This is a genomic window from Streptomyces sp. OZ13 (genome assembly GCF_052068155.1).
GTDB lineage: Bacteria > Actinomycetota > Actinomycetes > Streptomycetales > Streptomycetaceae > Streptomyces.
Genome location: NZ_JBQHCZ010000004.1, coordinates 98,361 through 122,685, shown reverse-complemented (window position 1 = coordinate 122,685; position 24,325 = coordinate 98,361). Strand labels below are relative to the sequence as shown.

Sequence of the window (24,325 nt, the reverse complement as noted above, 5' to 3'; positions counted from 1 at the left end):
TCGTATGTGTGACCGGAAGAGGCCGGAAAGCGTGTGAGAAATCAGTCAAATCGGGCAACGAGCAGGACGATGTCCTCCCCGTCGCCGGTGCTGCCCGGTCCGTCGGGGAGCACCGCCCCGAGGACGTGGTCGGCGATCGCCGCAGGGTCGCCGCGCAGCGCTCGCGGAACGCCCGCCGCGGCGGCGTGGAGCCGGGCGAAGGCGCGGTCCATGGGGTCGCCGGCGCGCCGCAGCAGTCCGTCCGTGTACAGCAGCACCGTTTCTCCCGGCTGGAGGCGGAGTTCGACGCTCGGCGCCTCCCAGCAGGCGAGCATTCCCAGCGGAGCCGACAGCGACGTCTCGACGAACTCGGTGCGCCGGTCGCCGATCACCAGTGGTGGCGTGTGCCCGGCGCCGGCCAGCACGATCTTTCGCTCGGCGGGTTCGGCGTAGGCGAAGAGAGCGGTCGCCGTGCGCGCGGGCTCGGTGAGACGCAGCAGCAGTTCGAGGTCGGAGAGGACCGCGACCGGATCCTCACCCTCCATCACCGCGTACGCCCGCAGAGAGGCCCGCAGCCTGCCCATCGCGGCGAGCGCGCTGGGACCGCAGCCGCTGACCGAGCCGACCGCGAGTCCGAGGGCTCCCTCCGGCAGCGGCAGCGCGTCGTACCAGTCGCCGCCGCCGCGAGGGCCGCTGTGATGCCGGGCGGCGAGCTGGACGCCGGGCACCCGGGGCAGTCTGCTGGGCAGCAACTCCTCGGCGACGGTCGCGACGGTCGCACGCGCCTGTTCCAGTTCGAGCAGGCGGGCCAGGTGGTCGGTGGCGGAGCGCATGTAGAGCCCGACCAGGTGGCACTGGCGCTCGACGGGTGCGGCCGGTTCGTCGTAGAGCCAGACGGCCGCGCCGAGTGTGCCGGAATCCTCTGTCGCCAGCGGCACTGTGTAACTGGCCGCATAGCCGAGGCGGACGGCGACCTCGCGGTGCAGGGGGTGGAGCGAGTCGTCGCCGAGCAGGTCGGGATGGGCGACGGGCCCCGGGACACCGGAGCGGCCGCTTTCGAGGATGCGGCCGTACGCCGTCGCGCCGCGCGGGACCGTCTCGATGTGGCCGAGGTCGGAGCGGCTGAGTCCGAGGCCCCTTGCGAGGCCGGGCCCGCGGTCGTCGTCGAGCGGGCTGTCGCGGGCGGCGTCCCGGCGCGGTTCGAGGGCGACCAGGCCGCGGCGGGCTCCGACGAGTGCGGCGCCCGCGCCGAGCAGTTCCTCGAGTGCGTCGTCGAGGGTGCCGGTTCTGATCAGCCGCTCGGTGAGTTCGTGGAGTGTGGTGAGGTCCGAGACCCAGCCGGCCAGGCGGTCCTGAAGCACCGCTCCGGCCGCGGGGGGCGCGGCGGGGACGGGGGGCAGGGTTGAGGGAGTGTGCGCGGGGGCAGGAACAGTTGAGTCGATTCCAGCCACTTTCGGCAGGTGAGGGGCGCTCATGGCAGCCGGCTTTCCGGCAGGTGCGTTTCGCTCAATAGCATCGCAAACCCCCATGTCATTCTGCGCCGCTATCAGTGCATCCACATCTACACGCACACGTAAGGTGATGTCCAGCACTGTCCCGGTGGGATTGGTGGTGTCCGGGCGATATGGGCGTACCCGTTAACTTGGCCGAAAAATGCACCCGATGGCGGCCGATTGAGGTCGACTGAGGGCGTTCGGCAGGGGGTCCCCCAGGGCGAAGGCCCGGGGGGAAAGCGTCATTGCAAGCGTGCTGGGTACGTAAACGGTGATGACCAGGGGCAGTTGAAAGCGCCCCGGAACCTGGCCGCGGGCCCCGGCGTCCTAACAGCCGGAGGCCGCGCCTCATCCCCGAGTGGCGGGGAAGAAGTACAGCGGGACAGCAAGCGCCAGGCGCGCGCCACCCCTCGCCACACGTTTAATGGACTACAGCCCACGTTCGGCCCTCGGGCGACGATCCTGTCGCCGGCGAAACCGGGGGCCCGCCCATGCCGGCGGCAAGGGGCGATGACGCCGATCAGTACGCGCACTTGTACGCACAGTAATGAGCTGCACACAGATGTGATGTGGACCCCGGCGTTCAACGGAAAGGAACGAGCGCTCATGCGCGAGATCCTCGGAAGGCGACGCAGGCTCCGGTACCGGCGCAAGAAGGGGCCTGATCAGCTTGAAGCGGCGCTGACCTTCGCCGCCGAGTGGCAATGGCCCGTGCTCCCCGGTGCAGGACTGAAATCGGCCGGTGGCGACCGGTCCGAGGGCCGTGGCAGAAACGGCGGCGACCGCGGGTGCGCCTGCCCCGATCCGGAGTGCGTCGTCCCCGGCGCCCACCCCTTCGATCCCGGCCTCCTCGCCGCGACCACCGACGAGCGGATGATCCGCTGGTGGTGGACCAACCGGCCGACCGCCCCGATCATGCTGGCCACCGGTGGCCCGTCCCGGGCCGCGGGCTCCGGCGAAGGCCGCGCGCCCTGTGCCGTGAGCCTTCCCGCGGTGGCCGCAGCGCGTGCGCTGTCGGTGCTGGACCGGATGGACATGCGACTGGGACCGGTGGTCGCCACCCCCACCCGCTGGTCGTTGCTCGTGGCCCCTTACACCCTGGAGCAACTCGGCGAGCTGCTCTTCGTCAAGGACTGCGTGCCCAGTTCACTGCGCTTCCACGGCAGTGGCGGCTATCTGGTGCTGCCCCCCTCGGAGACCGGAACCGGTCAGGTGCGGTGGGAGCGGGCGCCGCTTCCCGGTTCAGCGGCACCGTGGCTGCCCGACGTCGAGGCGGTCGTGGACGCTCTTGTCGAGGCGAGCGCGAGCAGTGCGCCCGGCAGCGGGCTCTATCCGCCGGAGGCGGGAGAGGGCAGCCGGCTCACGTACTGAACACCGGCAGCCGGCTCACCTACTGGAACACCGGCCCGCCTGCGCGGTCACGAACGGGCCGCGCAGGCGGCCGCCACGGCTGCCACGTCGGGCCCGGCTCGCACTGCCGCGTCGGGCCCGGCTCGTCACTCGTACGGGTAAGAGGTGGGCCGAACCGGCACGGACATGGGCGCGCGGCGGCCGGGTGGTCTCGGTCCGCCGATATCTTCGGGCAGTCGTGTCCGAACCTCCGCAGTCGGCTGGTGGCCCATGAATCTCCGCATGTTCGGGCTCGCCGCCGTGGTGGTGACGGCCACGCTGGTACCGATCGTCGCGTCGGCCGGACCGGCGGGGCCGCGACCGGCGAACGGAACGGGAACTGCCCCTGCCGACGACGCGAAGGACCGGCGAGCGACCGCACCCGGTCTGCTGTCGGGGCTCGAGGCGTCCGATGGCGACGACATGGGAGCGGCCGGCGCCGCCGGCGCCAGGGACGAGCCTGCCGAGGCCGCGGCGTCGGGGCGCGAAGAGACCGGCGGCGACGATGACGCGGTCCCGCGGACGGACTCCCGATGTGGGCCGGAACTCGCCTCTGCCGGCGGCGTCGAGGCGCAGACCTGTGTGCTCACGCGGGGCGGCCGGACCTGGGGCCGCACCTATTACCGCAATGCGACCGGTGAGGAATTGACGTCCGTACTCGCTCTGATGGCACCGGACGGACGCACTGTGCAGACCAACTGCAAGGTCGAGGCGGGCGATGAGCCACGTACGTGTGAAACTCCTCGTGAGCCTTCGGTCGGCAGCGCTTCCGACTACCGGGCGATCGCCGAGTTCGCCGTTCACGACGGAACGGGAGACGGGCCGCTGCTGCTCCGCTCCGGGAGCAACTCCCAAGAGTTCACGGGCCGTTGAGACGCCGGAGGCGTCCGGGAAATGGAAACGCCCGATCGCTGGCGACGGGGGATGCACCAGCGACCGGGCTTCTAGAACGGTAACAAGAGATCTGCGGTTCGCAAATTCGATCTCTCGTATTCGGACAGGGATTTACCTTCCGAATGAGTGACTTGTGACAGGTGTCACCCGGTGCGCACCGGTAATCGTCACTCTCAGCTGAGCGTCACCTGGCGGTTGGTGAGACCGCCGCGCGCCCGGCGTTCCTCGGCGGTGAGCGGGGCGTCGCTCTCCAGCGCGGCGGCCAGCCGCTCGGCGAACTCGGCGGCGGGCTTCTCGCAGTCCTCGGCGCCCATCGTGGTCGGCAGGTCCCACACCGGAACCATCAGCCCGTGCGCCCGGAAGGAGCCCACCAGACGGGTCCCTTCACCCAGCGACGAGGTGCCGGCCGCGTGCAGCCTGGCCAGTGCGTCGAGCAGCTGCTCCTCGGGGTGCGGCATGACCCAGCGGAGGTGGTTCTTCTCCGGGGTCTCGCACCAGTAGGCGGCGTCGACGCCCGAGAGCTTCACTGTCGGGATCGCTGCGGCGTTGGCGCGTTCGAGGGAGGCGGCCACCTCGGGGGAGGCCTGCTCGGCCGAGGCCGGGACCCAGAACTCGAAACCGGAGTGGACGGTCGGCTCGAAAGCGGCGTCCGGGTCGAGCAGGTCCTGCAGCCGCACGCCGTCGGCCGGTGCGGTGGCGGCGGTGACCGGGGTGCCGGGCTGGGCGGTGAGCGCCCGCTGGAGCGTTCCGGCGAGGTCGCGGCTGAGATCGCCGGAGGGGGTGTCGTTCTGCAGGCCGAGGAGGACGGAGCCGTCGTCGCGCCGCAGGGCCGGCCATGCCATGGGCAGTACCGTCGCGAGCGTCACGGAGGGCACGCCCTCGGGAAGGCCGCCCTTCAGGGTGAGTTCGACGGTCGCGGCGGGCACCAGCTCACGCAGGGCCACCCAGTCGCACTCTCCCGGCAGCCCCTCGAAGGGGCGCTGGACCAGCTCCGTCACGGCGTGGGACGCAGCCCGGCCGTGACATGCCTTGTAGCGGCGGCCGGAGCCGCAGGGGCAGGGCTCGCGGGCTCCCACCACCGGAACCGGCTCGTCGACGCCTGCGGTGCGGGCCCCGTTCCTGAGCTGAGGCTTCGTCGCCTTCGTCTGGGGGCGCTTCTTGGCCATGGTGTGGCTTTCTCCCGATTGCGGCGGTGCTGTGTCGGGCGCGAGCCTAGCCGTACGCCGCCTCCGTGGGGGAGCAGCGGGGCGAGGCGCCCCGGAAGTCCACGCCGCGGAGGTCGTCGAAGTCGCCGTTGCCGCCCAAGTTGACGAAGCTCCCGGAGCTTCCGATGGCGATGGGCCTGCCGGAGCCGTAGGTCACCGGAGCCGAAGGAGCCTTTGAAGCTGCCGGGCCGCCGACCCTTTGCCGCTGCCGGCTCCGCTGGAACTGCTCGAACGGCCGGCGTTGCCGGAACCGCAGAAGCCGTACCGGCGCGGCGCGTTCGCTCCGGCACCGGCACCGGCTGCGGGCCTCCCCCGGCCCGGCTCGCTCCGACGCGTGGACGGGCCGAAAGCCCTGCGGGAAGACGTCAGTCGAGATCGTCGAAAGCGTCCGCGAAGTCGAACGCGGGACCGCCGACGCGCGTAGCGAAATCCTCGCGGCGGTGCCCTTCCGTGACGATCACCCAGACGGTGACCTCACCGGCCGCGCTGTCACGCACTCCCCACTCCTGCGCCAGCGCCGTGATGATGTTGAGCCCGCGGCCACCCCGTGCGGTGACCGAGGGCGTGGCCGGAACAGGGCGGGTCGGACCGCCTCCGTCCGTCACCTCGACCGTGAGCCGCCCCGCCTTGTCGACACGCCACGCGGCCCGTACGTCACCGTCTCCCGCGTCCCCGTTCCCCAACGGCCTGCCGTGCCGGCAGGCGTTGCTCAGCAGCTCGGAAAGGATCAGCACTGCGTCGTCGACGACCGTTTCCGGAACACCACTGCGGTTCAGCTGTTCGCGCATCCTGTGTCGCGCCTCACCCACGCCCGCAGGGCCATGGGGTACGGCCATGCTCGACGACGTGGGCACCTCCTGTGCCACCACAAACGCCACCCCCGAGACCTCCTTTGCCCCACGCCACGGTGTGAATGCCCCAATGGACTGGACCGGAAACCGGCCAAGGGTGGAGCAGTGACGTACTCGACACGATCGCTTACGCGCCGAACGCGCCGGTGCACTCCCCGCGAGGCGCTCCGAAGGCCGAGGTCCCGAGGCCGGGCGAGCCGGATCAGAGGCGGCCCAGCTGTTCGAGCACCTGCTTGGGGCGGTTGGTGATGATGGCCTCCACGCCGAGCCGCGCACAGAGCTCGACGTCCTCCGGCTCGTTGACGGTCCAGACATGGACGGGGTGGCCCGCGCGGTGCAGCCTGGCGACGTAGCTCGGGTGGTTGCGTACGACGCGAATGCCCGGACCGGCGATCCGCGCACCGGCGGGCAGTCGTCCGTCGCGCATCCGCGGGGTCATGAACTGCATCAGGTACACGGTGGGGAGCGTCGGCGCGGCTGCGGAGATCCGGCTCAGGGAGCGGGCCGAGAAGCTCATGACCCGGACCGCGGAGTCGGTGGGCGACGCCGGCGCGGCCAGCCCGAACCGTCCAAGCAACTGGAGCAGCCGCTCCTCCACCTGTCCCGCCCAGCGTGTGGGGTGCTTGGTCTCGATGGCCAGCTCGACACGGCGTCCCGCGTCCGCCACCAGTTCCAGCAGCCGCTCCAGCGTGAGCACGGAGGTGAGGGACGGGTCCTTCCAGTCGGGGCTCTCCGCCGCGTCCTTCCACGAACCGAAGTCGAGCGCCGCGAGATCCGCGAGCTCCAGGGCCGAGACCGCACCCCGCCCGTTGGACGTGCGGTTCACCCGGCGGTCGTGGACGCACACCAGATGACCGTCGGCGGTGAGCCGTACATCGCACTCGAGGGCGTCCGCGCCGTCCTCGATCGCCTTCCGGTAGGCGGCCAGGGTGTGCTCGGGGGCGTCTTCGGAGGCACCGCGGTGTGCGACGACCTGAATGCTGTGCTGCCGTGCTTGGGTCACCGCGTCATGGTGTCATCGCCGCGGGGTAGGCGGCGTGCAGGGTGTCGGACAACGTCCGGCACCCTGTGGACGCGGTCGGCGAGGAGAGGCGGTCCGTCGGGGAGGACCCGAGGGAATGACCCGACGGAACGACCCCGGAGGGCGCCGTGGAAGTGCGCCCTTATTGTCGGAAGTAAAGGATTGCCGGAATACACACAGGTCCTGCTTACAGTGGCCTGACGTGCAGTGGTAAAAGCTGGCCGCGGACACTTGCACAGCGGAAGTCATGACGTGACGTACTGCCGGCCCGTGCGGACCCCGCCGCTCGCCGGAGACCGACGTGGAACCTGAGGAGAAAGAGCTGTGAGCACCGAGAACGAGGGCAACGCGGTCCCTGCCGCCCCGTCCGTACCTCCTGTGCCGGGCGCCGCTCCCGAGGGATCGACGTCTCCCGGGCCCGGAGAGGGGCCGCAGGACGCGGCACACGGGTCCGCCGGTTCCCCCTCTGCTTCTGTCCCCTCCCATTCCGCCCCGCCCGCCCATGAGCCGGCGGCCTCCGCGGAGCAGCCCGGGCACGCCCCGCGGCCCGAGCCCGCGGCGGCACCGGCCCACGGCCACGGCGGGGAGACACCTGCTCCTCCGGCCGCCGCTCCCGCGGGCGCGCAGCAGGCCGGCGCGGACTGGCCCCCGCCGCCGCCCACGCTCCCCTCTTACGGGGGCGGCAGCGGCGGCGGACCCGCCTGGGGTGCGCCGGTCCCGGCGCACGAGCCCCGGCGCCGGCGTGCGGGCGGGCTGGCGGCGGGGGTGCTCGCCGCGGCGCTCGTCGCCGGTGGTGTCGGCGGTGGCATCGGCTATTGGGCGGCCGAGCGCGCCGACGGCAGCTCCAGCTCCACCACGGTCTCCGCGGCCAGCCCGCAGGACCTCAAGCGCGACCCGGGGACGGTCGCCGCGGTCGCCGCGAACGCGCTGCCCAGCGTGGTCACCATCGAAGCCAAGTCGGGCGGCGGCGGTATCGAAGGCTCCGAGGGTGAGGGCGAGGGCGGAACGGGAACCGGCTTCGTCTACGACAAGGAGGGCCACATCCTCACCAACAACCATGTTGTCGCCTCCGCGGCCGAGGGCGGCACCCTGTCGGCGATCTTCTCCAACGGCAAGAAGTACGACGCCGAGGTCGTCGGCCGGGCGCAGGGCTACGACGTGGCCGTCCTCAAGCTGAAGAACGCCCCCTCCGGCGTCGACCCGCTGGCTCTCGGCGACTCGGAGAAGGTCGCGGTCGGCGACTCGACCATCGCCATCGGCGCCCCCTTCGGGCTGTCGAACACCGTCACCACCGGAATCATCAGCGCGAAGAACCGGCCGGTCGCGTCCGGCGACGGGTCGAGCGGCAACAACTCCTACATGAGCGCGCTGCAGACCGACGCGTCCATCAACCCGGGCAACTCCGGCGGCCCCCTGCTGGACTCGCGCGGCGCGGTCATCGGCATCAACTCGGCCATCCAGTCGGCGGGCAACGGCGGCTTCGGCCAGACCCAGGCCGGCTCGATCGGCCTCGGGTTCGCCATCCCGATCAACCAGGCCAAGACCGTCGCCGAGCAGCTGATCAAGACGGGCCAGCCGGTCTACCCGGTCATCGGCGCGACGGTCGACATGTCGGACCAGGGCTCCGGCGCCCGGATCACCGAGGAGGGCTCCGGCGGCACCCCGGCGGTGACCCCGGACGGACCGGCGGCGAAGGCCGGGCTCAAGCCGGGCGACGTCATCACCACGTTCAACGGCAAGCCGATCGACAGCGGCCCCACCCTGATCAGCGAGATCTGGACCAAGAAGCCGGGTGACAAGGTCACGATGACCTACGAACGCGACGGAGAGTCCCACAAGGTGGAGCTGGTTCTGGGCGAACGCAAGGGCGACAGCTGACCCCGCTCGGCCCGAACCTCCCACCGTCCTCGGAACGCTGCTGCGCCCGGGGACGCGGGCCCGGTAGTCTGTAGCCGCTCCGCAGCAGGTGAGGCGGGGCGTGGGTGGGTTGCCCGAGCGGCCTAAGGGAACGGTCTTGAAAACCGTCGTGGCGCAAGTCACCGTGGGTTCAAATCCCACACCCACCGCTTGCAGGTCAGCTTAGTTGCTGGTCAGAAGGGGTGCTCCGGTCGCCGGAGCACCCCTTTCGCGTTCGGGCTGTCTCACCCTTTCTCGCCCGTATCCCAGTTCTGACCAGTGCGTATGGGCCATCTGTGGGCCAGGATCAGGAGTCGAGCGCGCGGGAGATCAGGTCGTTGGAGTGCTGCTGACCTCCCTTGAGGATCTTCGCGTAGAAGCGGTACAGCACTGCGATGCTGTGGCCAGCGCGCGCGGCGACCTCTGCGGGGTCCACCCCTGATTTGATCCAGAGGGAGACGCCGGCGTGCCGGAGTGAGTACGGCACAGCGGCCAGTTCCGATTTCACCTCACGGGGCGACAGCACCGCCTTCCGCGCTCTCTCCCAGATGTCGCAGTACTCGGTGGAAGGGACACGACCTCCCCGCGCAGCCCGGAACAATCGGCCGTCGTCAGCCGTGCCGTATCGCGTGATGTGCTCACGGAGCAGATGCACGAGTACGGGCGGGATGGGCACGGTCCGCGTCGCACCGCGCTTACGCCTCTTCAGGCCGCGTTTCTCGTACGACGTGCCGTCATCCGTCCACCCGCTGCCCACTTCGGGACGGCTCTCTCCGAGCAGCAGTTCGCCCCACTCCTTCACGGACTCAGGTGAGTTGGGTGGCAGGGTGCAGTCCGATTCCGTGAGCGCGACGATCTCACCAGGGCGCATGGCTGCGTAGTAGAGGCACCCGAAGAACGCGTGCAGGTGTTGTCCGCGCGGCCCAGAATCGCGGACGGCTCCTAGTAGAGACCTCGCCAGACTCGGATCCGGTACGTACCGGAAGTCGATTTCGTCATCGTTCTCGGGTGGCGTCCAGTCCACACGGGGAAGCGGATTGGACGCGAGTAGCCCTTTCTCCTCGACTGTGTAGCGCAGCACGTTGCTCAGGACCATGCGCTTGCGCCGCGCCGTGTTCTCCGCGGCCTTCCCTCCGTCCAAACGGAGGGAGAGAGCTTCCAAGGCTGGACGGAGAAGGGCGGGATCATGTAGATCCTTTGCTGCTCCGAAGCAGATCACCACCCCGGTGACGCTCGCCGATGTCCCGAACATGGCGGCGGCATTCGCAACGAACGTGACGATCGGCGTGCGCTCAGTCAGCGCGCTCGATGACGTGCAGTTCCCGCATGACCACCCCGTGCTCGCAGCGCTGCGTGACGCCTACGCCGGTATCCCCGGCGAGCGTCTGTAGGCCGTGCCGCCGTCCTTCACCAGGGGCGGCGACTCACGACAGAGGTAGCCCATGCCACTCGTTACGAAATGGACCGGACGTGAGGTCAAGGCCCTGCGCGAAGCTGTGCGCATGAGCCTCATGGAGTTCGCCGAGAAGCTGGGAGTATCCGACCGCATCGTCTCCCGGTGGGAGGCGGACGGCGAGCAAGCCTCCCTGCGCATGGTGAACCAAGCGGCCTTGGATACCTTGCTCGCTAAGGCTGACCAGGATGCCCAGGGCCGGTTCGTCGGCATCCTGGCGGCGGACGACGTCCCCGCTCACGCAGTCATCGAACCCGACGAAGACCAGACGAGCAGCGGCGAGTACGTGAAGCATCCCGGTGACGGCAAGCTCATGGCGCATGTCCCTGAAGGAATCTTCCTGTCGGGAGAGGACGACGAACCCGTGTGGGTCGACGAATTCCACATAGACACTTTCCCGACGACCAACGCCGACTATGCACGATTCTGCGCGGCCACTCGGCACCCCACGCCTGAGCACTGGGAGAACGGCCGATGCCCTCGTGAGCTGTACGACCACCCCGTGGTGCACGTGACTTGGCGAGACGCGCACGCGTACGCAACGTGGGCGGGGAAGTCGCTGCCAACAGCCGAACAGTGGGAGAAAGCGGCGCGAGGCACCTCCGGCCGTACTTTCCCGTGGGGTGACCAGAAGACTGCCGCAAAGTGCAACGTCCGAGAGACCGGCGTGGAGCGCACAACGTCCGTGTCCCGGTACCACAGCGGAGTCTCGTCCTACGGGGTCTACGACATGGTGGGCAACGTGTGGGAGTGGCTCGCAACCGCGACAACGCCCGGTCGCTACGAACTCCGAGGAAGCGCGTTCACGAGCCCTCTGTTCCGGGGAGTACCTGCCATCCCCAACGATGCCAGCGACACGATGCACGATGATGACACCGGGTTCCGCTGTGTGGCGACGCCGCCGCAGATGAGTTCCCGCAAGGGGTGAAGGAATCTACAGCCCGCAGTATCAGGTGTAGTCGACCGAGTAGGCGATCGTTGCTTGGAATTTCAGAATGTCGTCACCACCCGTACTAGTGCTGTCCAGCGTAAATACTTTCTCTGGTATGCGTTCATTCCCTTCACCTAGCGGGAAGTGAAGCGGTTGCACGCTAGGTACTGTGGCGGCGGTGTCGCTTACATCGTTTACGGATCCCTCGTCATCTTCCCACGCCGTTACGCGTACGGTGACCTCCTTACGCGCATTCGGTGGGTTTATCTTGATCTCCGTAGTAGCCGGAGCGATCGGGGGAGCGAAGGAATTGCTAGCCATTGGATTCCAGCGCAGTTTCTTCTTCTGTTCGGCACCCGTGTCATCTTTGACTCGTAGCCAGAAATCCGCCTCTCCGAACGTTTCGGAATCACTGTCCTCGAAGCAGTACAGCCGGTCTATACGGGCGCGCACAACGCGATCCAGTAGCTTGATCTTTTCCGGTGTCGCCGCCGGGGCGCTACCAGTCTTGGACCAGAGCACGTCCCAGTTTCCGGCACCGTCCCAGACGAGGATCGTGTAGAACACCTCTTCGCCGCTCAGTAGCGGTGCATGATCGGTAGTTCCTGGGTCGGTCAACTCGTCCATAACCGACACGCGGTGAATCACGTCGGACTCCAGTGAAACAGCACTAGCCAACACGTCCGCAGCATGGAAGCGTGGAAATTGGGCTCCCCCTACAAGCTCGGGTGCATTGGCTCCGAGCTGAACGCGAGCCATGGTGCCCGTACTGGTCGCGAACGCGAACGATACAAACGTTCCGCCAGGCTTTATGTCGACCATAGGCTTCTCAGCGCACGCAGTGAGGTAATTTTTGCGGCCCACTCTATCCAGTACGGGCATGTCGAGCTTACCTAGCACGGGGCCATTGGGTCCATCGCTCTCGCGCCTCAAACGGGCCTGGTACAGCGATCCCTTTGGCACGGCCTTGGTCACGGGAGTGGTGGATGTGAACAGCCCACCCTTGCTATAAGCCGGTGCACTGCTAAATCCGTTTACGATTCTCTCCCAGAGCCTGTATTGAACCGGTGCCCCACTCGGGTCGACGATGAACCGAACTCCACCTGCCTGACCTATATCTTCCCCGGCACCATTGTCTGGCACGAGATTCGCCATGATGTTCTCCTTTGTAGCAGCCAGATAGCTACCACCCGGCCGCTACCTTAGATTGCGGCTTCAACTGAGGAATCTGCTATCTGGGGCCCGGAGACAGTTCCGGCTGTATGTACAGGCCAGCGTGGCTGTATGCGCAGGAACAGCATCTGAAATAAGGCTACTTCAGGACGGAGGGCTCCGCATCTGCTGCCGACCGCAGCAGAGCTTTCTCCAAGCTTTCCTTTGAGGCTGGCCGCATGGGCGATTGACGTGGGCCACGTGTTCGAGTGCGTTCCGTCAGTGCGCTTCAGAGGGACGGCAAGGGACCCTGCGGTGCCCGTGGGCCATGTGTGGGCCAACAGTACCCTCGCGGCAGTCGAAACTGCTCCTGACCAGGACGCATACACTGCACGCTTGACGCTCTTGAAAACCGTCGTGGCGCGAGTCACCGTGGGTTCAAATCCCACACCCACCGCTTGCAGGTCAGAGAAGTAGCAGGCCAGAGGGCGCGGCTCCGAATCGGAGCCGCGCCCTCTGCGTTCCCCTCTGATCCTGCGCCGACGAGACCGGCCGGTGGTGGCGGCTGAAGCGGTAGCGGAATCGCCGGCACGCCACGCGATGCCGGGACGCTTCCGGGCAGGCCGCGGTCAGCGGATGCCGCGGTTCGACGTGAGGCGGTCGGCGGAGGCGATCGTGGCGCGGGCCTCGCGTTCAGTGAGGCCTGCCCGGACCGCCGCGTCGGTGAGGGCTTCCGTCAGGGAGTCGCCGAGGCCGTTCTCGTAAGCACGGCATGCCGCCCAGAACAGTCGGGTGTTCCGCTGCCCCTCCTGCGCCGCTAGTACGAACTGGACCAGGCCGTGCCCTTGACCGTGGGGTGAACCGGCGGTGGAACGCGTGCGCGCCGGGGGCGTGATCAGGCGCAGGAGCGCGCGCGGGCACGGCGCCGGCGCGAGGTGGGCCGTACCAGGGGCGATGCGATACGCGCCGTTGGCGGTGACCGAGCCGGGGCCGACGAGATAGCCGCCCGTGCCGCGGACGTCTATGCCGGGGGCGAGCCGGCTCGCCGAGTTGGGGACGACGGTGTCGGGCGGCCCGGTCAGCCAGAGGTGACGACCGCCGCTCGGCGTGAGGACGGTGACCGTCTCCGGGATGGTGAACAGGTGGCGCAGCGCCAGGTGCTGCAGTTCCGCCATCGAGTCGGTCGAGGACTTGACGTCGAGATCGATGCCGATCAGGTGGTGCGGCGGACGACCGCAGGCGATGCCGTAGCCGGTGGCCCAGGGCGCGGCCGCGAAGAGGGCGCGTACGGCAGCGGGGTCGGTGGTGGCGTCGTGGACCCCATGGCCGGGGAGACCGCATTCGCCCCGGCACAGGACCGGTTGCGGGTCGCCGCGGTGGGGGGAGCGCAGGGCGGGGAGCTTCGTCGCGGACAGGGGGATGACGGGGAGCCCGCGCTCGGCGGCGGAGAGGGCGTGGGCGAGGGCCAGGGTGGCGGTCTGCCGGTCGGTGATGGCCATGGATCCATTTTCGTACAGACGTTCGAAGAAGGGAAGGAGGAGGTATGGCACAAAAGTTGCCGAATCGTATCGCCTCTTGGGGCGCCCGCCCCTGAAGCGGCGGTGCCAATCGGTCGATCTTCGGGCACGAAGAGGGTTTATCGACAAGTCCTCACGCTTGCGAGCGAACCGCACCTACCGGGGCGATTGGTGGTGGATCACTTGGGCAATTCTGATCTTGCGACGTCGTGATCGAGTCGGGAGCGGCAGGCCAACCGCCCTGGAATCCGAAGCACTTGTGCAGTTCCGGTACATGGAGGAAATGACATGGCAAGCATCCGTTCCACCCGCGTTCTCGCCGCAGCGGCCGCCCTGCCTCTCACCGTCGCGCTCCTCGGTGGGGTGGCCCACGCCGACAACGGCGGCTTCGGGGGCGACGGGTCGAACGTGTCGGTGGCGACCATCGCCGGCAGCGGCGTCGGGGGCGCCAACTTCGGCAACTCGTCCACCACTCAACAGGTCGCGACCGGATGGGGGGCGAGTAATCAAAGCAATACCGCCGGCGCCAACGGGCTGGGCTTCACGGTCATCGACCAGGACAACGTCACCGTGAATTTCTCGCCTCTTTGGTGACGGCCGGCCCGAGGGGAGCGTGAGCTGGGGGGCGACGACCGTCTGGGCGGCGGCGCTTGGGGGTGCCGTCGTGCAGATGGGCTCGAGATGGGGCGTGACGGCCCGCGAGCGTGGGGACGTATCCGGGCCGTCCGGCCATATGACCTTGACAGGAAAGGAGAGCTGACGGACAGTCAGATTCGGTGGTTGGCATGAATGAGGGTGGCCGGCGGAGCGCAGGGAGGAGGCAGCGGGCCATCACGGGCCGCGCAGCTCAGCACCTCGGGGCGGGGGTGAGTGAGGTGCAGCCGGGGATCGTGGCGACGATGCGACTCGCACGAAGGAGGGGGAGAGGTGACCGACGGTCTGTACGCACGGCTGAAGACGTACGAAGGGCGGGGCGCCACCCTCTCCGGCGTGGGCAAGGACCTGGTCAACGAGCCGATGATCAGGCATTGGTGCGAAGCGATGGGGGACAGGCACCCTGCCTACGCCGGGCCGGACGCCGTCGCTCCGCCGACGATGCTCCAGGCATGGACGATGGGCGGCCTGTCGGGACACACGGGCCGAAACGCGGCGCATGACGAGCTGTTCGAGCTGCTCGACGAGGCCGGGTGCACCTCGGTGGTGGCCACGGACTGCGAGCAGGAGTATCTGCGGCCGTTACGTCCGGGCGACCGGATCACCTTCGATTCGGTGATCGAGTCCGTGTCCGAGCACAAGACGACCAAGCTCGGTACCGGCTACTTCATCACCACGCGGATGGACGTGCGGGCAGGAGGGGAGCCGGCAGGGAGGCACCGCTTCCGGATCCTGAAGTACGCACCCAGGAACCGGCAACCGAAGGAAGGCCGGCCGCGTCCGGTGATCAACAGGGACAATGCCGGCTTCTGGGAGGGCGTGGCAGACCGCCGGCTGCTGATTCAGCGCTGCGGCGGATGCGGAAAGCCGCGGTTTCCCTGGTTGCCGGGATGCGGTGCCTGTGGCTCTCCGCACTGGGACACGCTGGAGGCTTGCGGCTCGGGAAGCGTCTTCTCCTATGTGGTCATGCACCACCCGCCGTTCCCGGCGTTCGACCCGCCGTACGCGGTGGGGCTGATCGAGCTGGCCGAGGGTGTGCGGATGGTCAGCAGCATCGTGGGTGTGCCCCCCGACAAGGTGCGCATCGGTATGCCGGTGGAGCTCGAATTCCTCGGTGTAGGTGGGGAGTACGAGCTTCCCGTCTTCCGCGGCGTGCCGGGTGCGTCGGCCGACACGGACTCCGCGAAGCAGGAAGTATCTCCGGAGATGGCCCCGGACCCGGTGGCCGCCCCCGGTCCGGCCCTTGCCCAAGACCCCCGCCCGGCCCCCGCCCAAGACCTCCGCCCGGTCGCCGACACAGACCCGGGCCCCGCTCCGCACCCCGCTCCGGGCCTCGCCCCGGACACCGCTCCAGCCTCCGCCACCCGCCCGGATACGCTCCCTGCCCTGCGGGTCGGCGCGGCCCTGCCTTCGCTGGCCGTTCCCGTCACCCGCACGTTGATCGTCGCGGGGGCCATCGCCTCACGCGACTTCCAGGATGTGCACCACGACGCGGAGATCGCGAAGGAGAAGGGGTCGCCGGACATCTTCATGAACATCCTGACGACCAACGGCCTGGTCGGTCGGTACATCACCGACTCCTTCGGAAGCCGCGCCGTCCTGCGGAAGGTGTCCATACGGCTCGGCGCCCCCAACCATCCCGGAGACACGATGGTGCTCAGCGGCGCGATCGGCGCGTTCGACGGAACGACCGCCGAGGTGCGGGTCGTCGGCGCCAACAGTCTCGGCAACCACGTCACCGGCACGGTGACGGTGACGATTCCGGAGGCCGCCGCATGAGCATCCGTGAGAAGGACGCCCTCGGCGGACGGGCGGCCGTCGTCGGTATCGGGGCGACGGAATTCTCGAAGAACTCCGGCCGCAGCGAGCTGAGGCTAGCCGCCGAGGCCGTGCGCGCCGCGCTGGACGACGCCGGTCTCTCCCCCGCGGATGTCGACGGCATGGTGACCTTCACGATGGACACCAACCCGGAGATCACGGTCGCGCAGGCCGCCGGCATCGGAGAGCTCTCGTTCTTCTCGCGGGTCCATTACGGCGGCGGCGCGGCCTGTGCGACCCTGCAGCAGGCGGCACTGGCGGTTGCCGCGGGCATCGCGGAGGTCGTCGTCTGCTACCGGGCGTTCAACGAGCGTTCCGGACGGCGCTTCGGCTCCGGCGTGCAGCACAGGGAGCCGACCGCGGAAGGTGCCGCGCTCGGCTGGAATCTCCCGTTCGGGCTGCTCACGCCCGCATCCTGGGTGGCGATGGCCGCCCAGCGATATCTGTACGCCTACGGGCTGACACCGGAGGCGTTCGGCCATGTCGCCGTCACCGGCCGCCGTCACGCGGCCACCAACCCGGCCGCTTACTTCTACGGCCGCCCCATCACCCTGGAGGATCACGCCGCCTCCCGCTGGACGGTCGAGCCCCTGCGGCTGCTGGACTGCTGCCAGGAGACCGACGGCGGCCAGGCGATCGTCGTCACCGGCCTCGAGCGGGCACGCGACCTGCGGCGGCCGCCGGCGGTGATCCTCGCCGCCGCCCAGGGCGCGGGCAGAGCCCAGGAGCAGATGACGAGCTTCTACCGCGACGACCTCACCGGCCTCCCCGAGATGGGCGTCGTCGCCCGGCAGTTGTGGCGGACCTCGGGGCTCGCCCCGAGGGACATCGACGTGGGGATCGTCTACGACCACTTCACACCGTTCGTTCTCATGCAGCTCGAGGAGTTCGGCTTCTGCAAGTCCGGAGAGGGGGCCGCGTTCGTGGCCTCGGACGTCCTGCCGCTCAACACGCATGGAGGGCAGCTGGGAGAGGCGTATCTGCACGGGATGAACGGCATCGCAGAGGCGGTCAGACAGCTTCGCGGCACGGCGGTGAACCAGATACCCGGTGCGGCCAGGGCTCTGGTCACCGCGGGCACGGGCGTACCCACCTCGGGACTCGTTCTCGGGGCCGACGGTGAGTAGCCCCTGAGGGTGTCCTCCACCTTCAGGAGGTGGAGCCCGAGGCGCCCCTACAACCTGAGGGGGACAACGCTTCGGGACCTGGGGCCGATCCGCGACGGCGGGGTGCGCTCCTAGCGTTGAGTCATGACCACGCCAGTCTGTACGAGCGCTTCCAAGGCCGCCGCGCCGGTGCCGTCGTACACGCCCTACGCCTCGTTCTCTTCGTACGTGCAGGCGAGGGGGCCCGTGCTGCTGCGCACCGCCCGCTCACTGACGTCGAACGTGAGCGACGCAGAGGATCTGCTGCAGACGGCGCTGACCAAGACGTACGTCGCCTGGGAGCGGATCGAGGACCACCGGGCGCTCGACGGCTACGTCCGCCGGGCTCTGCTGAACACGCGGACGTCGCAGTGGCGCAAGCGCAAGGTGGACGAGTTCGTCTGCGAGGAGCTGCCCGAGCCGGCGACGGTTCCCCTCACCGACCCGGCCGAGCAGCAGGTGCTGCACGACGCGATGTGGCGCGCGGTGATGAAGCTGCCGGACCGGCAGCGAGCGATGGTCGTGCTCCGCTACTACGAGGACCTGAGCGAAGCGCAGACGGCGGAGGTGCTCGGGGTGTCGATCGGTACGGTCAAGAGTGCCGTGTCCCGGGCGCTGGGGAAGCTCCGCGAGGATCCGGAGCTGTCACCGGTCCGCTGACGAGCGGTCCCTGCCGACTCCCGCACGGCGGCACCCTCCGCGGCAGGTGCCCTCCCGCTCCCCCGCATCCTCCGCCTCCCGCACCCCTGGCCGCCCGGCTCTGGTCGGCTCGTGTGCGCTGTTGTGCGGTGCTGCGCGGTGATGTACGACGATTCATTACCTCCGGGTAGTGACATACCGCGTGGTATGTGCGCAGAATCTTCCCACCTTTTCTGCCACGTAGCGCAACGCGCCCACCGGGAGGACGCCGTGCTGAGCACCATGCAGGACGTACCGCTGACTGTGACCCGCATCCTCCAGCATGGGATGACGATCCACGGGAAATCGCAGATCACCACCTGGACCGGGGAGCCCGAGCCGCAGCGGCGCAGTTTCGCGGAGGCAGGCCGACGGGCCACCCAGCTGGCCAACGCCCTGCGCGACGAGCTCGGCATCGACGGTGACCAGAGAGTCGCCACCCTCATGTGGAACAACGCCGAGCATGTGGAGGCGTACTTCGCGATCCCCTCCATGGGCGCCGTCCTCCACACGCTCAACCTGCGGCTGCCCGCCGAGCAGCTGGTCTGGATCGTCAACCACGCCGCCGACCGCGCCGTGATCGTCAACGGCTCGCTCCTGCCGCTGCTGGCGCCGCTGCTGCCGCATCTGCCGACGATCGAGCACATCGTCGTCTCCGGCCCGGGCGACCGTTCCCTCCTCGCCGACACGGAGGCGCAGGTCCACGAGTACGAGGAGCTGATCGCCGGCCGCCCGACCACGTACGACTGGCCCGAGCTGGACGAGCGGGCCGCAGCGGCCATGTGCTACACCTCCGGCACGACGGGCGACCCCAAGGGCGTCGTCTACTCCCACCGCTCGATCTACCTGCACTCCATGCAGGTCAACATGGCCGAGTCGATGGGTCTGACCGACAAGGACACGACCCTGGTGGTCGTCCCGCAGTTCCATGTGAACGCCTGGGGACTCCCGCACGCGACGTTCATGACCGGCATCAACATGCTGATGCCGGACCGTTTCCTCCAGCCCGCCCCGCTCGCCGAGATGATCGAGCGGGAGAAGCCCCAGCACGCCGCGGCGGTCCCGACGATCTGGCAGGGCCTGCTCGCGGAGGTGACCGCGAACCCCCGCGACCTGAGCTCCATGACGCAGGTCACCATCGGCGGCGCCGCCTGTCCGCCCTCCCTCATGGAGGCGTACGACAAGCTCGGCGTCCGGCTCTGTCAGGCCTGGGGCATGACGGAGACCTCCCCGCTCGGCACCATGGCCCACCCGCCGGCCGGTCTTACCGCCGAGGAGGAGTGGCCGTACCGCATCACGCAGGGCCGCTTCCCGGCCGGCGTCGAGGGGCGGCTGGTCGGCCCCGGCGGCGACATCCTGCCGTGGGACGGCGAGTCGGCCGGTGAGCTGGAGGTGCGCGGCGCCTGGATAGCGGGTGCGTACTACGGCGGTGCGGGCGGCGAGGACTTCCGGCCCGAGGACAAGTTCAGCGAGGACGGCTGGCTGAAGACCGGCGACGTCGGCGTGATCAGCCCCGACGGCTTCCTGACCCTGACCGACCGGGCCAAGGACGTCATCAAGTCGGGCGGCGAGTGGATCTCCAGCGTCGAGCTCGAGAACGCCCTCATGGCACACCCGGAGGTGGCGGAGGCGGCGGTCGTCGCCGTACCGGACGACAAGTGGGGCGAGCGGCCGCTGGCGACCGTGGTGCTGAAGGAGGGGTCGACCGCGGACTACGAGACGCTCAAGACGTTCCTCGCCGGGAAGATCGCCAAGTGGCAGCTCCCGGAGCGCTGGGCGGTGGTCCCGGCGGTGCCGAAGACCAGCGTGGGCAAGTTCGACAAGAAGGTCATCCGCCGGCAGTACGCGGACGGTGAGCTCGACGTCTCCGAGCTGTAGGAAATGGCGCTGCCGGCCACGGCACTGTAGAAACGCGGCGCTGAAGAACGGAGCCGTAGGACATGGCGCTGCAGGCTATGGAGCTGTAGGACACCCGGGCCGCGGGACACAGAGGTCCAGGCTCGGAGACGTAGTCGCTCCGGCAGTGCGCGTACCAGCGGGAACTGAGGGGCCGGCGGTCGAGACCGCCGGCCCTTTCGCGTCGGTCGGCGCCGATTCAGTTGGTGCCGATCTTCGCCAGCAGGTCCACGATGCGCGCCTGGACCTCGTTGCTCGTCGAGCGTTCCGCGAGGAAGAGCACCGTCTCCCCCGAGGACAGCCGCGGCAGCTCCGCCGGGTCGAGGCCGGCGGAGGTGTAGACGACCAGCGGGGTGCGGTTCAACTGGCCGTTCGCGCGCAGCCAGTCGATGATCCCGGCACGCCGGCGACGCACCTGCATCAGGTCCATCACCACCAGGTTCGGCCGCATCTGGGTGGCGAGGGTGACGGCGTCCGCGTCGGCGCCGGCCCGTGCCACCTGCATGCCGCGCCGCTCCAGCGTCGACGTCAGCGCGAGCGCGATCTCCTCGTGCTCCTCGATCAGCAGCACCCGCGACGGGTGCTGCTCACTGTCCCTGGGTGCCAGTGCCTTGAGCAGTACGGCGGGATCGGCGCCGTACGCGGCCTCCCGCGTCGCCTGCCCGAGACCCGCCGTCACCAGCACCGGAACCTCGGCGGCCACGGCGGCCTGGCGCAGCGACTGCAGCGCGGTCCGGGTGATCGGCCCGGTGAGGGGGTCCACGAACAGGGCGGCCGGGAACGCCGCGATCTGCGCGTCGACCTCCTCACGCGAGTGGACGACGACGGGCCGGTAGCCACGATCGCTCAGCGCCTGCTGGGTGGAGACGTCGGGTGCCGGCCACACCAGCAGCCGACGGGGGTTGTCCAGCGGCTCCGGGGGCAGTTCGTCGTCGACGGGCTGCGGCTGCGGCTGGTTGGCGACCTCGACCGCGCCTCCGGGCCCGTCAAGCGGCTCCGGGCCCTCCGCGCCTTCGTCGGGTGCCCCTATCGCGTAGGACCGCCCCTCGGAGCGGTTGTCCGCGCGGTCGGCGGGGAGCCGGGGACCGGTTTGCGGTACGCCGGGAGGAACGGGGGCGGGCACCGGCGCCGCGGTGGGCTGCGGATGGGGCCGGGCGGCGAGTTCGGGCTGCTCACTGTCCGGACGAGTGCCGAGCTTCCTGCGGCGGCCCGATCCGAGCGTCTGGTTCTGCTGCTGGGTGAGGTGCTGGGCGAACGGCACGCCCTGGCCCAGGGTGCGCACGCTGAACGCGCGCCCCTGCGTGGAGTCGGCGGGTACCGGCTGCTCCTCGGGGAGGGGCTGGGCGACCCGCGCGGCCGCAGGCCGAGGGGCCTGGGCCGACGGCAGCGGTCCGGCCTGCCGGGCGTTCCCCTCCTGGTCCCGCTGCCCCGCTTCGTCCTGCGGCTGAGCCGGTGCGACGGGCGGCAGGGGCAGCGATACGGAACCGGTGTCGGACGCCTGCACGGGTGCGGCGAAGCCCTGACCGACGGACGGGTGCCCGGCTGCGGCGGGCGGTTCGGTGGCGGAGACCCCGCCCGTGCCGACCCCCTCCGTGCCGCCGACCGAAGGGCCACCGACGGAAGGGTCACCGACGGAAGGACCACCGACCGAAGGACCGCCGGCTGAAGCGCCTGAAGCGCCGTCGCCGGAAGGACCGTCGGCAGAGCCGCCGGGGAGTGCGGCTTCCTGCCCCCACACGGCCTGACCGGCCGCCGTGGGCCCGGCCGGAACCTCACCGGGAACCTGGGCCTGCGGCGGCGGGGTCGGCTGCCCCTCGTTACGGGCCCGCCTGCGCCCGGTCGGCGCCGGGTGCTGCTGCGGAGGCGTGTGGTGCGCGGTGTCCGGAGCCGCCGCCACGGCATCGTGCCGCTCAGCCGCGGGGCCCTCGGGCCTGACCTCTCCGGCAGGGATCCGGTCCGCTTCCGCCGGCGGCAGGGCGAACGCGCTGCGCGGTGCCGCGCTCTCGGGCTCGGCCGGTGCCGCTGCCAGCGCTCGCCTGGCGCGTCGGCCGCTGGGCTGCGGCGCCTGCCGGGTCGGTTCGGCGCCCGCCGGTGAGGGCAGGCCGCTCTCGACGGCCCTCCGCGCGCGCCGCCCCGAGGGCGCCGTCTGCATGCCGTGGGGGTCGACCGGTACACCTTGCGGCGGGACGGTCTCCCCGCGCGCCGCACGTCCGCCCGCGCCTTCGGCGGCGGTCACCACGGAGCCCTCCGCGGGCCGCACGGCCACGGCCGCGTTCTCGGCGGGGCTGGGGCGACCACGCCGCCGCCCGGTCCCCCCGCTGCCGCCCTGGCCCTCGGCCGGTCCCTCGATGCTGTTCCGGGCGGCTCCCTCACCCGTGTCCTGGACGGGGATGCGCCCGGCGTCCGGCTGCGCCGCCCGGCGCCGCCCGGTCGGCTGCGTCGCGGCCACCGGGTCCTCCATGGCCACGGGGCTCTCCAGGAACGCGTCCGTGGAGGCCCGCCGGGCCCGTCGGCGTCCGCCGCCACCGGTGGTCGTGTTCCCCGAAGCCATGACGGGCCCGGACGGCCCGGACGACTGCTGCGCCGGCAGCGCGGGCAGCTGGGCCGCGGCAGGGGCGGGCGGGGCGACGGTCCCCGCGCCCTCGCCCAGCGGCACCTCCAGCACGTACGCGCTGCCGCTCATCCCCGGCACCTCGTGCGTCTGCAGCACACCGCCGTGCGCCCGTACGATCCCGCGCACGATCGGCTCGTGCACCGGGTCGCCCCCGGCGAACGGCCCTCGCACCTCGATCCGTACGACGTCACCGCGCTGGGCGGCCGCGACGACGACGGTCGAGTCCACGTAGCCGCCACCGGGAGGGAGCTTGGCCTTGCCGGTCGAGTCGACACCCGCGACGTCCGCCACCAGGTGCGCGAGCGCCGTGGCCAGCCGTGTCCCGTCGACCTCTGCCTCGATCGGCGGCGCGTGCACCGCGAACTGGGCGCGTCCGGGGCCGATGAGCTCGATCGCGCCCTCGACACCGGCCGCGACGACCGCGTCGAGCAGGACGTTGGCCTTCGTCAGCTGCTCCGCGCCGGTGTCGAGGCGCTGGTAGCCGAGGACGTTGTCGACGAGCGTGGTCATCCGGGCGTAGCCGGCGGCCAGGTGGTGCAGGATCTGGTTCGCCTCCGGCCACAGCTGTCCGGCCGGGTCGGCCGCCAGCGTGCCCAGTTCGGTGCGCAGTTCCTCCAGCGGGCCGCGCAGCGACTCCCCGAGCACCGCGGTCAGCTGTGCGTGCCGGGCGGCCAGCTCCGCGTACCGGTCGGAGCCGGCTTCCAGTTCGGCCGTGTAGCGGTCGGCCTTGTCGGCGAGCTCGGCCTCGTACTGCTCGACCTTGTCCGCCAGCTCGGCCTCGTAGCGCTCGGTGGTGGCGGTGAGTTCCGCCGTGAGCCGCTCCGTCGTCTCCGCCAGCTCGGCGGCGTGCTTCTCGGCCTGCTCCTCGTAAGGCCGCCGGTCGGTGAACGTCATCACCGCGCCGACCAGCTGGTCCCCGTCGCGCACCGGCGCCGTCGTCAGGTCGACGGCGACCTTGGAGCCGTTCTTCGCCCACAGCACCTGGCCGCGCACCCGGTGCTTGCGCCCGGACTTGAGGGTGTCGGCGAGCGGCGACTCCTCGTACGGGAACGGCTCGCCGTCCGCGCGCGAGTGCAGGATCAGCGGGTGCAGCTCCTGGCCGCCGAGGTCGCTGGCGCGGAACCCGAGGATCTGGGCGGCGGCCGGGTTGACCAGCACGACCCGTCCGTCGGTGTCGGTGCCCACGACGCCCTCGGAGGCCGCCCGGAGGATCATCTCGGTCTGCCGCTGCGAACGCGCCAGCTCCGCCTCGGTGTCGACGGTGCCCGACAGATCGCGGACGACGAGCATCAGCAGCTCGTCGCCGGTGTACGCGTTGAAGGAGTCGTACGCCTCGCGCCCGTCCTCCAGGCTCGCGCTGGTCACCTCGACGGGGAACTCGCCGCCGTCCGTACGCCGCGCGATCATGCGGGTGGGCTTGGTGCGCCCCCGCTGGTCGGCGGAGTCGGGCCGGCGCATCGACCCGGGGATCAGCCGCGAGTCGAACTCGGGCAGCAGATCGAGGAGACCCCGTCCGACCAGAGCGGTCCCCGGGGTCTCGAAAAGCTCGAGGGCGATGGTGTTGGCGTTGACGACCGTGCCGTTGGCATTGACGAGCACGAGCCCGTCCGGAAGGGCGTCGAGTATGGCTGCGAGGCGAGCAGCGCCTCGGGATGGCCTGCTGCTCACGACGACGGTTCCTCCCTGACCTACTGCGTATTGCGGACGGCCGGTCCCATAGTGCCCCTCGGGCCTCGGCC

19 protein-coding genes and 1 tRNA gene are annotated in these 24,325 nt (G+C 70.1%); 11 read left to right on the top strand and 9 right to left on the bottom strand.

Annotated elements, in window-relative coordinates; genetic code table 11:
- Positions 1-41 precede the first annotated feature (41 nt).
- Positions 42-1,571, bottom strand: coding sequence for a PP2C family protein-serine/threonine phosphatase (locus ACTMTU_RS10825; protein ID WP_441263267.1), 1,530 nt, complete (start codon positions 1,569-1,571; stop codon positions 42-44).
- Between the two features lie 507 nt (positions 1,572-2,078).
- On the opposite strand from ACTMTU_RS10825, the gene ACTMTU_RS10820 reads away from it, so the two are divergent.
- On the top strand, positions 2,079-2,843 hold the full coding sequence (locus ACTMTU_RS10820) for a bifunctional DNA primase/polymerase (RefSeq protein ID WP_441263266.1): 765 nt from the start codon (positions 2,079-2,081) through the stop codon (positions 2,841-2,843).
- Between the two features lie 249 nt (positions 2,844-3,092).
- Positions 3,093-3,734, top strand: a complete 642-nt coding sequence (locus ACTMTU_RS10815) for a hypothetical protein (RefSeq protein WP_441263265.1) — start codon at positions 3,093-3,095, stop codon at positions 3,732-3,734.
- A 194-nt stretch (positions 3,735-3,928) separates the two neighbouring features.
- Here the strand turns inward: ACTMTU_RS10815 and ACTMTU_RS10810 are convergent, their stop codons facing one another.
- From ACTMTU_RS10810 to ACTMTU_RS10795, 4 genes are all read right to left on the bottom strand, one after another.
- Entirely contained in the window at positions 3,929-4,921 is a 993-nt protein-coding gene (locus ACTMTU_RS10810; RefSeq protein ID WP_441263264.1) for a DUF5926 family protein, read from the bottom strand.
- Between the two features lie 46 nt (positions 4,922-4,967).
- Positions 4,968-5,117, bottom strand: coding sequence for a hypothetical protein (locus ACTMTU_RS10805; RefSeq protein WP_441263263.1), 150 nt, complete (start codon positions 5,115-5,117; stop codon positions 4,968-4,970).
- 208 nt (positions 5,118-5,325) lie between these two features.
- On the bottom strand, positions 5,326-5,883 hold the full coding sequence (locus ACTMTU_RS10800) for an ATP-binding protein (RefSeq protein ID WP_189474335.1): 558 nt from the start codon (positions 5,881-5,883) through the stop codon (positions 5,326-5,328).
- A 130-nt stretch (positions 5,884-6,013) separates the two neighbouring features.
- Positions 6,014-6,814 carry a glycerophosphodiester phosphodiesterase gene (locus ACTMTU_RS10795; protein WP_159690034.1) on the bottom strand — a complete coding sequence of 267 codons (801 nt, stop codon included), beginning with the start codon at positions 6,812-6,814 and terminating at the stop codon, positions 6,014-6,016.
- A 342-nt stretch (positions 6,815-7,156) separates the two neighbouring features.
- Here ACTMTU_RS10795 and ACTMTU_RS10790 point away from each other — a divergent pair, with 342 nt between their 5' ends.
- Both ACTMTU_RS10790 and ACTMTU_RS10785 read left to right on the top strand, forming a co-directional pair.
- Positions 7,157-8,710 carry a S1C family serine protease gene (locus ACTMTU_RS10790; RefSeq protein ID WP_441263262.1) on the top strand — a complete coding sequence of 518 codons (1,554 nt, stop codon included), beginning with the start codon at positions 7,157-7,159 and terminating at the stop codon, positions 8,708-8,710.
- A gap of 103 nt (positions 8,711-8,813) precedes the next feature.
- Positions 8,814-8,898 (top strand) — tRNA-Ser (locus ACTMTU_RS10785).
- Positions 8,899-9,035: 137 nt separating this feature from the next.
- On the opposite strand, the gene ACTMTU_RS10780 is transcribed toward ACTMTU_RS10785, so the two are convergent.
- Complete coding sequence (locus tag ACTMTU_RS10780) at positions 9,036-9,890, bottom strand: tyrosine-type recombinase/integrase (protein WP_441263261.1); 855 nt, start codon at positions 9,888-9,890, stop codon at positions 9,036-9,038.
- Positions 9,891-9,954: 64 nt separating this feature from the next.
- On the opposite strand from ACTMTU_RS10780, the gene ACTMTU_RS10775 reads away from it, so the two are divergent.
- Both ACTMTU_RS10775 and ACTMTU_RS10770 read left to right on the top strand, forming a co-directional pair.
- The gene (locus ACTMTU_RS10775; protein WP_441263260.1) at positions 9,955-10,119 is read left to right on the top strand and encodes a hypothetical protein; all 165 of its coding nucleotides are present in this window, start codon (positions 9,955-9,957) and stop codon (positions 10,117-10,119) included.
- Between the two features lie 51 nt (positions 10,120-10,170).
- Positions 10,171-11,109, top strand: coding sequence for an SUMF1/EgtB/PvdO family nonheme iron enzyme (locus ACTMTU_RS10770; protein WP_441263259.1), 939 nt, complete (start codon positions 10,171-10,173; stop codon positions 11,107-11,109).
- 21 nt (positions 11,110-11,130) lie between these two features.
- Here the strand turns inward: ACTMTU_RS10770 and ACTMTU_RS10765 are convergent, their stop codons facing one another.
- Together ACTMTU_RS10765 and ACTMTU_RS10760 are read right to left on the bottom strand one after the other, a co-directional pair.
- Positions 11,131-12,267, bottom strand: a complete 1,137-nt coding sequence (locus ACTMTU_RS10765; RefSeq protein ID WP_441263258.1) for a hypothetical protein — start codon at positions 12,265-12,267, stop codon at positions 11,131-11,133.
- Positions 12,268-12,893: 626 nt separating this feature from the next.
- Positions 12,894-13,763 carry a bifunctional DNA primase/polymerase gene (locus ACTMTU_RS10760; protein WP_441263257.1) on the bottom strand — a complete coding sequence of 290 codons (870 nt, stop codon included), beginning with the start codon at positions 13,761-13,763 and terminating at the stop codon, positions 12,894-12,896.
- Positions 13,764-14,069: 306 nt separating this feature from the next.
- Here ACTMTU_RS10760 and ACTMTU_RS10755 point away from each other — a divergent pair, with 306 nt between their 5' ends.
- The 5 genes from ACTMTU_RS10755 to ACTMTU_RS10735 all read left to right on the top strand — a co-directional run bounded on the left by ACTMTU_RS10755 (position 14,070) and on the right by ACTMTU_RS10735 (position 19,954).
- Positions 14,070-14,375 carry a hypothetical protein gene (locus ACTMTU_RS10755; protein ID WP_441263256.1) on the top strand — a complete coding sequence of 102 codons (306 nt, stop codon included), beginning with the start codon at positions 14,070-14,072 and terminating at the stop codon, positions 14,373-14,375.
- Between the two features lie 333 nt (positions 14,376-14,708).
- Positions 14,709-16,214, top strand: coding sequence for an OB-fold domain-containing protein (locus ACTMTU_RS10750; protein ID WP_441263255.1), 1,506 nt, complete (start codon positions 14,709-14,711; stop codon positions 16,212-16,214).
- Positions 16,211-17,380 carry a lipid-transfer protein gene (locus ACTMTU_RS10745; protein ID WP_441263254.1) on the top strand — a complete coding sequence of 390 codons (1,170 nt, stop codon included), beginning with the start codon at positions 16,211-16,213 and terminating at the stop codon, positions 17,378-17,380. Before ACTMTU_RS10750 ends, ACTMTU_RS10745 begins: the two co-directional genes overlap by 4 nt.
- Before the next feature lie 123 nt (positions 17,381-17,503).
- Positions 17,504-18,058, top strand: a complete 555-nt coding sequence (locus tag ACTMTU_RS10740) for a SigE family RNA polymerase sigma factor (protein ID WP_441263253.1) — start codon at positions 17,504-17,506, stop codon at positions 18,056-18,058.
- A gap of 249 nt (positions 18,059-18,307) precedes the next feature.
- Positions 18,308-19,954, top strand: coding sequence for a long-chain fatty acid--CoA ligase (locus ACTMTU_RS10735; RefSeq protein WP_441263252.1), 1,647 nt, complete (start codon positions 18,308-18,310; stop codon positions 19,952-19,954).
- A 217-nt stretch (positions 19,955-20,171) separates the two neighbouring features.
- Here the strand turns inward: ACTMTU_RS10735 and ACTMTU_RS10730 are convergent, their stop codons facing one another.
- Positions 20,172-24,254, bottom strand: a complete 4,083-nt coding sequence (locus tag ACTMTU_RS10730; RefSeq protein ID WP_441263251.1) for a PAS domain-containing protein — start codon at positions 24,252-24,254, stop codon at positions 20,172-20,174.
- Positions 24,255-24,325 lie beyond the last annotated feature (71 nt).